The 12,381-nt window shown below is 67.3% G+C and carries 13 protein-coding genes and 1 pseudogene; 4 read left to right on the plus strand and 10 right to left on the minus strand.

The window, feature by feature from the left end; translation table 11 throughout:
• Together Q0C59_RS15080 and Q0C59_RS15085 are read left to right on the plus strand one after the other, a co-directional pair.
• Positions 1-177: pseudogene (locus Q0C59_RS15080) on the plus strand (branched-chain amino acid ABC transporter permease); the annotation flags it as partial.
• On the plus strand, positions 174-1,040 hold the full coding sequence (locus Q0C59_RS15085; protein WP_291216830.1) for an alpha/beta fold hydrolase: 867 nt from the start codon (positions 174-176) through the stop codon (positions 1,038-1,040). The pseudogene Q0C59_RS15080 and the gene Q0C59_RS15085, both read left to right, overlap by 4 nt.
• 9 nt (positions 1,041-1,049) lie before the next feature.
• Here Q0C59_RS15085 and Q0C59_RS15090 read toward each other — a convergent pair whose 3' ends face one another.
• The 7 genes from Q0C59_RS15090 to hemH form a co-directional block, all read right to left on the minus strand.
• A complete protein-coding gene (locus Q0C59_RS15090) occupies positions 1,050-2,225 on the minus strand; it encodes a Fic family protein (protein WP_291216832.1) in 1,176 nt (391 codons plus the stop codon).
• A gap of 57 nt (positions 2,226-2,282) precedes the next feature.
• Entirely contained in the window at positions 2,283-2,933 is a 651-nt protein-coding gene (locus Q0C59_RS15095; protein ID WP_291216834.1) for a LysE/ArgO family amino acid transporter, read from the minus strand.
• A gap of 42 nt (positions 2,934-2,975) precedes the next feature.
• On the minus strand, positions 2,976-4,382 hold the full coding sequence (locus Q0C59_RS15100) for a sensor histidine kinase (protein ID WP_291216836.1): 1,407 nt from the start codon (positions 4,380-4,382) through the stop codon (positions 2,976-2,978).
• A complete protein-coding gene (locus Q0C59_RS15105; protein ID WP_291216838.1) occupies positions 4,379-5,068 on the minus strand; it encodes a response regulator transcription factor in 690 nt (229 codons plus the stop codon). The genes Q0C59_RS15100 and Q0C59_RS15105 overlap by 4 nt, the downstream gene beginning before the upstream one ends.
• Before the next feature lie 35 nt (positions 5,069-5,103).
• Positions 5,104-6,630: a tripartite tricarboxylate transporter permease gene (locus Q0C59_RS15110; RefSeq protein ID WP_291216841.1), complete on the minus strand. Its 1,527-nt coding sequence runs from the start codon at positions 6,628-6,630 to the stop codon at positions 5,104-5,106.
• A gap of 19 nt (positions 6,631-6,649) precedes the next feature.
• A complete protein-coding gene (locus tag Q0C59_RS15115) occupies positions 6,650-7,096 on the minus strand; it encodes a tripartite tricarboxylate transporter TctB family protein (RefSeq protein ID WP_291216844.1) in 447 nt (148 codons plus the stop codon).
• Between the two features lie 155 nt (positions 7,097-7,251).
• The gene (gene hemH, locus Q0C59_RS15120) at positions 7,252-8,343 is read right to left on the minus strand and encodes a ferrochelatase (protein WP_291216846.1); all 1,092 of its coding nucleotides are present in this window, start codon (positions 8,341-8,343) and stop codon (positions 7,252-7,254) included.
• Between the two features lie 31 nt (positions 8,344-8,374).
• Here hemH and Q0C59_RS15125 point away from each other — a divergent pair, with 31 nt between their 5' ends.
• Positions 8,375-9,100, plus strand: a complete 726-nt coding sequence (locus Q0C59_RS15125) for an HAD family hydrolase (protein ID WP_291216849.1) — start codon at positions 8,375-8,377, stop codon at positions 9,098-9,100.
• 25 nt (positions 9,101-9,125) lie between these two features.
• Positions 9,126-9,776: a glutathione S-transferase family protein gene (locus Q0C59_RS15130; RefSeq protein ID WP_291216852.1), complete on the plus strand. Its 651-nt coding sequence runs from the start codon at positions 9,126-9,128 to the stop codon at positions 9,774-9,776.
• Positions 9,777-9,786: 10 nt separating this feature from the next.
• On the opposite strand, the gene Q0C59_RS15135 is transcribed toward Q0C59_RS15130, so the two are convergent.
• From Q0C59_RS15135 to hpnD, 3 genes are all read right to left on the minus strand, one after another.
• Positions 9,787-10,248: an SH3 domain-containing protein gene (locus tag Q0C59_RS15135; RefSeq protein WP_291216856.1), complete on the minus strand. Its 462-nt coding sequence runs from the start codon at positions 10,246-10,248 to the stop codon at positions 9,787-9,789.
• 91 nt (positions 10,249-10,339) lie between these two features.
• Positions 10,340-11,671, minus strand: a complete 1,332-nt coding sequence (gene hpnE, locus Q0C59_RS15140) for a hydroxysqualene dehydroxylase HpnE (RefSeq protein WP_291216860.1) — start codon at positions 11,669-11,671, stop codon at positions 10,340-10,342.
• Positions 11,672-11,673: 2 nt separating this feature from the next.
• A partial coding sequence (hpnD, locus tag Q0C59_RS15145) for a presqualene diphosphate synthase HpnD (RefSeq protein ID WP_291216863.1) occupies positions 11,674-12,381 on the minus strand: 708 nt, incomplete at its 5' end.

Genomic DNA, 12,381 nt, shown 5'->3' on the forward strand with positions numbered 1-12,381 from the left:
CGTGTGGCCGGCCAGGCCACTGAAGGCATTCCGCTGCTGCCCGCGCTGCTCACGCCCGACCGCTGGCTGCTCTGGCTGGGCCTGCTGTTCGTGCTCTCGGTCTACTACTTCCCCACGGGTGTGGTGGGCAAACTCAGGGAACGCGCGGTGTTCGCACGGCTGAAGGGTTCGAAATGAAGCCGCAGGCCACTGTCGTGCCCCGCTCGCGTTACCTCGTGTGCGAAGGTCGCGAGATCCACTTCATGGACTGGCAGCCTGAGATCGCCGACGGCCCCGTGGTGATCGCCTGGCACGGCCTCGCCCGCACCGGGCGCGACATGGATCCGCTGGCCGCGCACCTGAGTGCCCAGGGCTGGCGCGTGATCTGCCCCGACACCATCGGACGCGGTCTGTCGCAGTGGAGCCCGAAACCCGAAGCCGAGTACTGTCTCGATTTCTACAGCCGAATCGCCACGGCGTTGGTGGACCAGCTCGGGCTGCAGCGCATCCACTGGGTTGGCACTTCCATGGGCGGCGCCATCGGCATGGTGTGCGCGGCGGGCGCGCTGCTGGACCGCATCGAACGGCTCGTGCTCAACGACATCGGCCCCAAGACCGCAGACGCAGCGATTGCACGCATCCGCAGCTACGCCGGCAACCCGGCCGCCTTCGATACGGTGGGTGAGCTCCAGCAGTACTTCCGCACCATCTACAAGCCTTACGGATTTCTGAGCGACGCCCAGTGGACGCTGCTCACCGAGAGCTCCACCCGCCGCCTGCCCGACGGCCGCGTGACGCCGCACTACGACCCGGCCATGGTGCAGCAGTTCACCCACCACCCTGCCGACTACGAACTCTGGTCGACCTACGACCGCATTAAGGTGCCGGTGCTGTGCCTGCGGGGTGCCGATTCGGATTTGCTGCTGGCCGACACCGCCGAAGCCATGCGCGATCGCGGCCCGCGCGCGCTCGTGGTCACCATCGCCGGGTGTGGCCATGCGCCGGCGTTGAACGTGCCTGAGCAGTTCGAGCTGGTGCAGCGGTTTCTCGCTGGGCACTGAACCCTTGACTCAGCTGCGGTCTGCGTGCGCCCACCCTGGCACGTTTACAAAGTAGCGCAGGGCCTTGCCCTGGCCCCGTGTGAACAGCACATCGTCCTGCACGAGTTGCGCCAGATCGCGCGTCGCCGTGGCTTTGGACGTGCCGGTCATCTTGATGTACTTCCCCGCATTCAGGCCACCGAGAAAACCGCCGTCCCCATCGTCGAGCAGGCGTTGCACCACCTTGCGCTGCCGGGCGTTCAATTCAGCGCCGGCATGTTGTGCCCAGAAGCGCGATTTCTCCAGGGCCACCTGAATCAATACGCCCGTGTGGTCGCAGGCGTTCCGGTATTGCTGCACGAACCACACCACCCAGCCAGAGACATCCGTGCCGCCATGCTGGGCGGATTGCAAGGCGTTGTAGTAGCCGCGCCGCTGCGCCAGCAACTGGTGCGAGAGGCTCACCAGGCGCTGTGGCGCGGCCGCGTCTTGTGCGAGCGCCAGGTCGATGATGGCTCGGCCGATGCGACCGTTGCCGTCTTCAAACGGGTGTATGGACTCGAACCACAGGTGGGCGATGGCCGCGCGGGCAACGCCGTCCAGCGCGGTGGCCTGTTTTCTGCCCGGTCGCGTTCGCTCAAACCAGCTGAGGAAAGCCTTCATCTGCGCGTCCATCTGCGAAGAAGGTGGCGCGGTGTAGTGCACCACTTCGCGACCGAGCAAACCGCTCACGATCTGCATCGGGTCCTCATGGTTGCGGTACGCCCCGACCCGAATGCGGCGCAAGCCGCTGGCCCCGGTGGGAAAGAGGGCTGCGTGCCAGCGGCACAGGCGATCCTTGTCCAGCGCGTCGGCAAAGTTCTGCGTGGCGTCCTCCATCACGTCCACCAGACCATCGACTTGTCGGCTCACCGGTGTCGACGCATCCGAATCCAGCCCCAAGTGCCGCAGCACGGACGAACGCACCGAATCCGGGTTCAAGGCCTCGCCTTCAATGGCTGAGGTTGCGATAGCTTCCTGCACCCACAATTCGCGCAATGTTGGGGCGGTGGCGTCCAGTCCCACGGCAGCGCACTGTCCGATCAACTCGCCCTGGCGCTGCCGCGCCTGTAGCAGAGCGGTCGCCACCTCGTTGGCCGACGCCGTCAGGCGAGGCCAGTCGGGGGATTGCCAGATCAGGGAAGCGGGGGTGGGGTGACGTGTCATGAGCCGCATTTTACGTAATACGGCTCAAAAAATGAGCCGTATTTTGGACATTGCGGCTCACGAGCCAGCCAGCGCGTGGCGCAGCAGCAGGGCAGCGAGCACCCACATGGTCACGCCGATCAAGGCATCGAGCACCTGCCAGGCCCTGGGGCGCGCGAACCACGGCGCCATCCAGCGGGCGCCAAATCCCAGCAAACCGAACCACAGGAGGCTGGCCGTGCTCGCGCCGGCCACAAACCAGCCGCGCAAGGCGGCGGGTTGTTGTGCGCCGATGCTGCCCACCAGCAACACCGTGTCCAGATACACGTGCGGGTTGAGCAGCGTGAAGGCCGCCGCTTGCGCCAGGGCCGCGCCCCGCGTGAGGGACACGTTTCCTCCGGTGACCAGCAAGGGCTGAGGGCGGCGCGCCCGGCGCAGGGCGCGCCCGCCATAGACCGCGAGGAAGGCGGCCCCGGCCAGCGCGAGTGCGCGCGCGATGCCCGGGCTGTTGGCCAGCGCCTGCGCCATGCCCAGCACACCCGCTGCGATCAGCACCGCGTCGGCCACGGCGCAGAAAACCACCACGCTGCCCACGTGCTCGCGCCGCAGGCCCTGGCGCAGCACAAACGCGTTCTGTGCACCGATGGCGACGATGAGGCCCAGGCTCAGGAACAGGGCCTGAACGAAGACGGGCCAGACGGTGGCCAGGGTGGATGGATGCGTTGTCATGCGGGGAGATTGTCCGCCTGCGTGACATCCGGCTTGCGGAACTCAGGCCAGCCGCAGGACCAGGCTGGCGCGCAGGCCCCGGTCGTGGTCCGCGCTGTCCAGTTGAAGCTCGGACCCCAGCAGCTGCGCGTAGCGCGCCACGATGGACAGGCCCAGCCCGCTGCCCTGGCCCAGCCGCTGGCCGTCGCGGCCCTGGGTCCAGCGCTGCCTCAGCGCCATGCGGGCCGATGCCGGGATGCCGGGCCCGTCGTCCACCACGGCCAGCACGCAGGTGTTGGCCCTGGCATCCAGGGTGAGTTCGATGGTCACGGTCTGGCCGCCATAGCGCAGGGCGTTGTCGATCAGGTTGTCCAGAACGCCTTCGATCAGCGCCGTGGTGCCCCGAACGCACACCGCTTCCATGCCGTCATCGAGCCCGCGGGCGCCCAGGTCCACACCGCGCGCGTCGGCCTTGTCCAGGTGGCGCAACACCGCCTGGCTCACCAGCGGTGCCAGAGCCAGGCGGTCCTGCTGCAAGGCGAGATCGGCCTCTTCGGCGATGGCGAGATCGAGCAACTGGTTGACGAGGCGTCCCGCGCGTTCTGCGCTGGTGGCGATCTGCAGCAGTTGCTGCTGGGACACCGAGGCATCGGGATGCGCGCGGCCGTAGTCGGCCAGGGCGCGGATGCGCGCCAGCGGCGTGCGCAACTCGTGGGCCACATTGCCGATGAACTCGCGCTGCGAACGCACGCTGCGGTCCAGGCGGTCGAACAGGTCGTTGACCGCCAGGCCGACCTGCTCGATTTCCTGGGTGGAGGGGGCGATGACCACCGGCGTGAGGTCCTTGGCGTCGCGGTCGGCCAGGGCCGATTGCAAGCGACCCAGCGGCGCCAGATCGCGCTCGACGCTGCGCCACAGCGCGAACCCGAGTAGGCCGAGCAAGACCAGCAGCGGCAGCGCGCCGTACAGCAGCATCTGCTGCACCAGCTCGCTGCGCACCCGGGTGGTGTGCGCCATGACGATGTAGAACGATTGCGCCTGAACCTCGTGCCTGAGCACCACGGCGCGCACGACGCTGCCCTGGTGGAGCAGGTTGCCGTAGCGAAACGCCTGATCGGGTTGCGGAGGGCGGACCGGTGGCAGTTGTGCGCCGGCCAGCAGCGACCCATCGGTGCGCAGCACCGAAAAATGCACCGCCTCGGCCTGGTCGAACAGGGCCGCCTTCAGTTCGTTGGGCGTCAGCAGCAATCCCACCTCGCCGCCGGGCAGTGTTTCCACATGCGAGGCGATGCTGTAGGCATCGTCCAGCAGCGCGCGGTCGAAAGCGCGTTCGGTGAAATGGCTGGCCACGCCCAGGGTGGCCACGGTGCCGATGAGCCAGGTCATGGACAACGGCAGCATCACGTGGCGCAGCATGCGGATGCGCAGCGACGGCGTCGGGGTGTCGGCGGCGTGCGCCGGAGCGTTCAAGGCTCCGGCTCCAGCAGATAGCCGATGCCGCGCAGCGTGCGGATCGTGGCTCCACTGCCGACCAGCTTCTTGCGCAGCCGTGAGATGAACGACTCCAGCGCGTTGTCGCCGAGCGCTTCATCGAAGTTCGAGAGCTTGTCCGACAGGTGTCGCTTGCTCACCGCATGCCCGGGTGGGCTCATCAGTTCGTACAGCACCTCGAACTCCCGCGCAGGCAGTTCCAGCGAGGTGCCGGCCACGCTGAAGCGGCGCGCCCGCCGATCCAGTTGCAGATCGCCCAGTTGGGCCAGGTCGCTGCTGCCGATGGCCCGGCGCACCATGGCGCGCAAACGCGCTTCCACTTCGGCGAGATCGAAGGGTTTGCCCAGGTAATCGTCGGCGCCGCTGTCCAGGCCTTCGATGCGTTCTTCGGTGCGGTTGCGCGCGGTGAGCACCAGCACCGGGGTGAGGTCGCCGCGGGCCCGCGCGTCGCGCAGCACCTGCAGGCCGTTGCCCATGGGGCTTTCCGTGCGTTCGTGCTGCGGCAGGTTGAGGTCGAGCAGCACCGCGTCAAAAGGTTGCACGCGCCACAGGTGGTCGGCTTCCAGCACGCTGCCCGCCGTGTCCACCCGGTGGCCAGCCTGTTCCAGGCTGCGCGTGATGACCTCGCGCAGCACCGCATCGTCTTCGACCAGCAGGATCCGCATGCCGCCGAGGCTAGCAGATGGGGATGGCAAGGGGTTCAATCGGGGAGGGCGCGCAATGCATCCAGTTCTTCCTTCGCCCGCAGGTTGCTGCGCACGGTGGACCAGAAGGCCCAGATCAGGAGCAGGGCGGTGAAGGCCAGCAGCGTGGCGCTGATGGGTCTCTCCAGGAAAGTCATGGGGTCCCCACGCGAGATCAGCAGGGCGCGGCGCAGGTACTCCTCCAGCAAGGGGCCCAGGATGTAGCCCAGCAGCAGCGGCGCCGGTTCAAACTTCAGCACCATCAACACGTAGCCCATGATGCCGAGCGTGGCCACGGTGTAGATGTCGAAGGTGTTGTTGTTCACGCTGTAGACGCCCAGCGCCACGAACACCAGGATCGCCGGGTACATCCATGCGAATGGAATGCGCAGCAAGGCCACCCACAAGCCGATGGTGGGCAGGTTCAGGATCACCAGCATGAGGTTGCCGATGGCGAAGCTCACCACCAGGCCCCAGAACAGACTGGGTTGCTCGGTGATCAGCATGGGGCCGGGCTGGATGCCGTGGATGATCAGCGCACCCAGCATCACGGCCATGACGGCATCGCCGGGAATGCCCAGCGACAGCGAGGGCACGAAGGCCGTTTGCGCGGCCGCATTGTTCGACGCTTCGGGTGCCGCAATGCCCTCGACGGCGCCCTTGCCAAAGCGCGAGGGATCCTTGGCCACTCTTTTTTCGATTGCGTACGACATGAAGGCCGCAATCGACGGACCCACTCCGGGCAGCGCGCCCAGCGCAGCTCCCAGTGCAGAACCGCGCGCCATGGGCTTGATGGTGGCCCCGAACTCCTGGCGGGACGGCACCATGGATTTCAGGGAAATGTTTTCAAGCTTGCGCTGGCTGTCGGCCGAGTTGATGTTGCGAACGACCTCGGCCACACCGAACAGGCCCATGGCCAGGGCCACCAGGTTGATGCCGTCCATGAGTTCGGGTACGTCGAACGAAAAACGCGCCGCACCGCTGTTCACGTCGGTGCCCACCATGCCCAGCAGCAGGCCGAAGACCATCATGCACAAGCCCTTGACGGCCGAGCCCGCGCTCATGGACGATGCCGCCACCAGACCCAGCAACATCATGGCGCAGAACTCGGCCGGGCCGAACTTCAGGCCGACCTCGGCGATGACGGGCGAGAACAGCGTCAGCATGATCAGGCCCGTCATGGCGCCCACCAGCGAGGCGATGGTGGTCACGAACAGGGCCACGCCGGCCTTGCCTTTCTTGGCCATCGGGTAGCCATCGAGACAGGTCACCGCCGATGAGGGGGTGCCCGGCAGGTTGAGCAGGATGGAGGCGGTGGAGCCGCCGTACTGCGCGCCGTAGTAGACCCCGGCCAGCATGATGATGGCCGCCGTGGGCGACATGTGATACGTCAGCGGCAGCAGCAGCGAGATGGCAGCCAGCGCCCCGATGCCGGGCAGCACGCCCACCACGGTGCCCAGGAAGACACCGAAGAAGCAGTACAGCAGGTTGGTGGGTTCGACCGCGACTTGCAGGCCGAGCCAGAGATTGGCGAACAGATCCATGGGGTTCTTTCTTTCGGCCTCAAAGGCTCCAGGGCCAGATGGGCAGGATCATCTGCAACCCGATGGGGAAGATGAGCGTGGTGAGCAGGGCCACCACGGCGCACACCGTCAAACGCGTGCGCAGACCCATGGACGACGGCACCAGCGACAGCAGGGCGGCCAGAAAGGACGCCAGCACCACGCCGAGCACGCGCAGCGTGATGGCAAAGACCACCAGGCTCAGCACGCACCAGAACAGATTGCTCCACTGGACCACGACGGCGGTGCCGCGCCGCCACCAGGCGGGCACCGCCACGGCCAGGCCCAGAACGGCCAGGATCCAGCCGAGCACGACCGGGAAATAGCCCGGGCCCATGCGCGCCGTGGTGCCGAACTCGTATTCCCGGCCGTACAGGGCGAAGAAGAGCCCGGTGGCGGTCATCAACAGACCACCGACGAGGTCGTGAATGTCTCGTGTGTTTTTCATGGAGCGTTGGACGCATGAAGCGCCGATGAAAATCGGTCCGACGCGCACACGCGCCGACGAAGCCCTGTGCGCCGGATGGCCTGCAGGGTGGAGCGTCAGCTTAGAGGGGGTGGCCTGACCAGAACCTGATCTGCAAGGCCGTCACGCTGGGTGACTCAGTCTTTGGCGCCGATCGCCAGCGCGCGTTCGCGGCTGGCCTGCAACTCCATCGGGTTGTCGGCGGTTTTGGTGGCCCAGCCCTGCAGGTGCTGCTCGGCCACGTCGGTGAGCGCGCGGATCCACTCGGGCTGGTCGTTGAGGCAGGGGATGTAGTGGAAGCTGTTGCCACCGGCGTGCAGGAAGGCCTCGCGCGCTTCCATGTTGATCTCTTCCAGCGTTTCCAGGCAATCGCTGGTGAAGCCGGGGCAGACCAGGTCCACGCTCTTCAAGCCCTTGCCCGCGAGGTCGATCAGTGTGGGTTCGGTGTAGGGCTCCAGCCACTTGGCCTTGCCAAAGCGCGACTGGAAGGTGACCTTGTAGCGGTCCTTGGGCAGTCCGAGCTGTTCGGCCAGCAGCCGCGCGGTCTTGTGGCATTCGCAGTGGTAGGGGTCGCCCAGCTGCAGCGTGCGCTCGGGCACGCCGTGAAAGCTCATCACCAGTTGCTCGCTCTGGCCGTGCGCTGCCCAGTGGGCCTTGATGGTTTTGGCCAGCGCTTGGATGTAGCCCGGGTGGTCGTGGTAGCGGTTGATGAAGCGCAGCTCGGGCAGGTTGCGCACCTTGGCGGCCCAGTTCATCACGCCGTCGATCACGCTGGCCGTGGTGGTGGCGCTGTACTGTGGGTAGGCCGGCAGCACCAGCACGCGGGTCACACCCTCGGCCCTGAGCTCGTCCATCACCGAGGCAATGGAGGGGTTGCCGTAGCGCATGGCATAGCGCACGGTCACCTGGTGACCGCGCTCGCCCAGGTACCCGCGCAGCAGGGTGGCCTGGCGCTCGGTCCACACCTTCAGCGGGGAGCCCTCGGGCATCCAGATGCCGGCGTACTTGGCCGCCGACTTCTTGGGCCGCACGCGCAGGATGATGCCGTGAAGGATCAGCATCCACACCAACCGCGGAATCTCCACGACGCGCTGGTCGCCCAGAAACTCGGCGAGGTAGCGGCGCAGGGCGGGGGCGGTGGGTTCGTCGGGGGTGCCCAGGTTGCACAACAGCACTGCGGTGCGAGCGGCTTGGCCGTGTTTGAAGGGCGGTTCGGTGTTGAAGGGCATGCGCTATTCTCTCGCAAGCATGAAAACCCCCATGAGTACAGACCCGGCACCCGCGCCGCTCGCGCTGGACCCCACCCGCATCCGCGCCATCAGCATCGACCTGGACGACACGCTCTGGCCCATCTGGCCGACCATCGAACGTGCCGAGGCCATGCTGGCCAACTGGCTCGCCCAGCACGCTCCCGCCACCGCCAGGCTCTACGGCACCCCGGGCACATTGCGCGAGGCGCGCAACCACCTGCAGACCCTGCGGCCCGATCTGGCCTGCGACCTCAGCGCCCTGCGCCGCGAGTCGATCCGCTATGTGCTCAACCGTGCAGGCGACGATCCCGCTCTGGCCGAGCCGGCCTTTGACGTGTTCTTCGATGAACGCCAGCGTGTGCAGTTGTTCGAGGACGCCATGCCGGCGCTGGAATGGCTGAGCACCCGCTTTCCCGTGGTGGCGGTGTCCAACGGCAACGCCGACGTGCACCGCGTCGGCCTCGGTCACCACTTTCACGCGGCCTTCAACGCGCGCGAGTTCGGCGTGGGCAAACCCGACCCGCGCATCTTCCATGCGGCGGCCGACGCTGCGGGCGTGGGCGCTGCCGAGGTGTTGCACATCGGTGACGACGCGCACCTGGACGTGGTGGGCGGGCTGCGCGCCGGCATGCAGGTGGCCTGGGTCAACCGCACCGGCGTGGCCTGGGAACACGCGCCGCTGCAGCCCCACACCACCGTGGCCGACCTGATGGACCTGTGCCGTCAGATCGGCTGATGTTTCTTTCCCCACGTCGTTCAGCATGAGCCTCACGATCTACGGCATTCCTGCGTCCCGCGCGGTGCGTCCCTTGTGGGCCGCCACCGAACTTGGTCTCGACTTCCAGCATGAGAAGCTGGACTACCGGGGCGGCGGTACGCGGACGCCGGCATTTCTGGCCATCAACCCCAATGGTCATGTGCCGGCCATCGTCGATGCGCGGCCCGAGGGCGATGTGGTGGTTTGGGAGAGCATGGCTTGTGCGCTCTACATTGCGCGCCACCACGGTGTGGCCGATGGGGTGAGCATCACGCCGGCCATACCGCGCGAAGACGCCGAAGCCTTGCGCTGGAGCTATTGGGCCGTGGCGGAAGCCGAGTCCGACGCGCTGACCGTGCTGATGCACCGCTTGGCGATGCCCCAGGAGCGGCGCAAACCGGAGCTGGCCGAGGCCGCCGAGCGCCGCCTGGCTGCGCCGTTTCGCGTGATCGAGCAGCACCTGCAAAGGCAGAAGGACGCGGGGCAGACCTTTGTGGCTGCCGCGCGGTTCACCGTGGCCGATGTTTGTGCCGCCAGCGTGCTCAACTGGGCGCGTCCCGCGAAGGCGCTGATGGCCGACCACCCGCTCACGCACGACTGGATCCTGCGCTGCATGGCTCGCCCAGCCTATCTTCAGGTGCGCGAGTTCGACTGAACGCCGGCTTTCAGAAACCCCAAAGCAAGCGCTTCGCGATCCAGCCGCTCACGCCTTCGCTGCGCTCCACGCGGACCCAGTCGGCGCGCTTCTCGCGGGTGCGCAGGAGTTCGCCGTATTCAAGGCGTCCCACGATGCGGTGCTGCGTGCCCGGTCCGGCGCGCAGGTTGGCCACCTTGGATTTGACGACGTGGTGCGGCGTGTTGCCCGTGAGCGAGCGTGCCACCCAGCCCGTGTCGCCTTCGAAGTCGCGCACGCGCAGCCAGCTGCCCTTGCGCTCGGTGATCTGCAGCGGGTAGCCCTGTTTCAGTTCCCACAACACCGCCGTGTGCGTGCCCGGGCCTTCGCGCATGTTGAGCGTGCTTCCCTTGACGCTCACCATGCTTTGCGCGTTGGCTGCCGTGTTGAAAAGTGCTGCGAGGCACAACGAGGTGGTGAGCAACAGAGTTCGGGTGGGGCTGGTCAGGTTCATCCTGCGGGGGTCCTTGGTGGTGGGTTGAAAAAAGTTCCATCCGTGGGAACGCATGTGTTTGCAGAGGTTCCCTTGAACTGCGCCCGTCGGCTCATTCGCTGGCCAGCCGCGCCGCCGCCACGCCGCTGCGCACGGCGGCCTCGAGCGTGGCCGGGTAGGGGCCTTGCACATAGTCGCCCGCGGCGTACAAGCCGGGCGCGATCAACGCGCCAGGGCGCTCCAGGGCGGGCGTGCAGGCAAAGGTGGCGCGTTTTTCCACCACCGTGATGAACGGCTGTAGCGCCATGCCAAGTTGCCGCTGGCCTTGCTGCAGCACGCGCGCCTGCAGCTCGTCGCGCTCGCCGGTGCTGGCACTCACCACGAATGCCAACACGCCTGCGTCTTCGGGATTGAGCTGCCCGCGGTCGAACACGAACTGCGCGGGCGAGGCGTGCGCGTCGGGCTCGGCCCGCAGCGCCAGCATGGGCGCCGACAGCCGCGCGCCGGGCGCCCAGGCGTAGACCGTGGTGATGGCGGTGAAATGCAGGGCATGGGCCGACAGCGCCCAGCTGGCCAGCGTCTCGTTGTCATCCGCGTGGGCCAGCAGGGTCTGCGCGGCCACGCTGGCGGGTGTGGCCCAGACCACGCGGTCGAAGGCTTCGTCCACCCCTTCACCCGTCAGGCGCCACCGGCCTGCGTGGTTCTGCAGGCCCGTGATGCGGGCACCTGTGCGAATGCGTGAGGTGTTCCCATGGTGCTGCTGCAGCCACTGCGCGGCGGCTGCCGGAAACAGGCGGGTGAGATCGGTGCGCGGCAGCAGCAGGCACGACGCGCTGAAACCTGCCGCACCGCGGCCGAACAAGGCGTCGCGCATCACGTTGAGAAACACCTGCGCGCTGGCATGTGACGAGGGCAGGTTGAGGGCCGACACGCACAACGGTTCGATCAGTTCCTGAACCACCCGTTCGGGCAGGTTCTCGCACAGGGTTTCAACCGTGGCCCTGGGCTCACATCGAAAGCCCGCCATCTGCCAGCCCAACGAGGACCGGATCAGCGCCAGACGCTCACCCCATGTCCAGCCGCGAGCGGTGGCAATGGCCCCCAGCGCATCCAGCGGTGGCGGCCAGCGCGTCGCCCAGGCCGGGGTCTGCAAGCCGGTACCGTCGGGGTAGGGCAGCGCGAGCGGCAGTGCCATGAGCACCTGCGCCAGGTCCAGTCCCACGCGTTGCATCAATGCCAACGTGTCGCTGTAGGCGCCGATGAGGATGTGCTGGCCGTTGTCCAGCGTGATGGGTGTGCCGTCGGGTTTTTCGGTGCCCAGCGCACGGGCACGGCCACCCAGGGTGCGTGTGGCTTCAAAGACGGTGACATCCATGCCCCGCCCGGCGGCTTCAACCGCCGCCGCCATGCCGGCCCAGCCTGCGCCGACGATGGCCATCTTCATGCTCAGAGCCGACCTAGAGCTTGGACCTTCCAAGCCAGCCAGAATTTGCGCAGCGGCGTGAGGCTCACGCGCTGGGTCAGCACCAGCTGAGGGTCGGCGGCGATCTCCTGCAGCAGCGTGCGGTAGATGCTGGCCATCATCAGACCAGGCTTCTGGGCGCGACGGTCGGCCGCGGGCAGCAGGGCCAGGGCGTCGTCGTAGGTTTGCAGCGCGCGCGTGCACTGGAACTGCATGAGCGCGGTGAAGCGGCGTTTGAAGTCGGCCTGGTCGGTGCCGGGCGCCGCGCCACGCTGCAGCAGTTCGTGCGCCTTCACGTTGAAGCTCTGCAGCTCGTTGACCGGCAGGTAGATGCGTCCGCGTGCGGCGTCCTCGCCTACGTCGCGCACGATGTTGGTGAGCTGGAACGCCAGGCCCAGGCGGTGGGCGTAGGCGGTGGTCTGCAGCTGCGTCTGGCCGAAGATGTTGGCCGCCACCTCGCCCACCACGCCTGCCACGAGGTGGCAGTAGCGCTGCAGATTCGCGAAGTCGAGGTAGCGGTTTTGCTCGAGGTCCATCTGGCAGCCGTCGATCACGGCGAGCAGGTGCCGGGATTCGATGGCGTAGGCGGCGCTCAGCGGCATGAGGGCGCGCATCACCGGGTGCGTGGGGGAGCCGGCAAACGATTGCGCGACCTCGCGCCGCCACCAGGCCAGCTTGGTTTGCGCCACGGC

Origin of the sequence: Hydrogenophaga sp. (assembly GCF_022844385.1) — a bacterium.
GTDB lineage: Bacteria > Pseudomonadota > Gammaproteobacteria > Burkholderiales > Burkholderiaceae_C > Hydrogenophaga.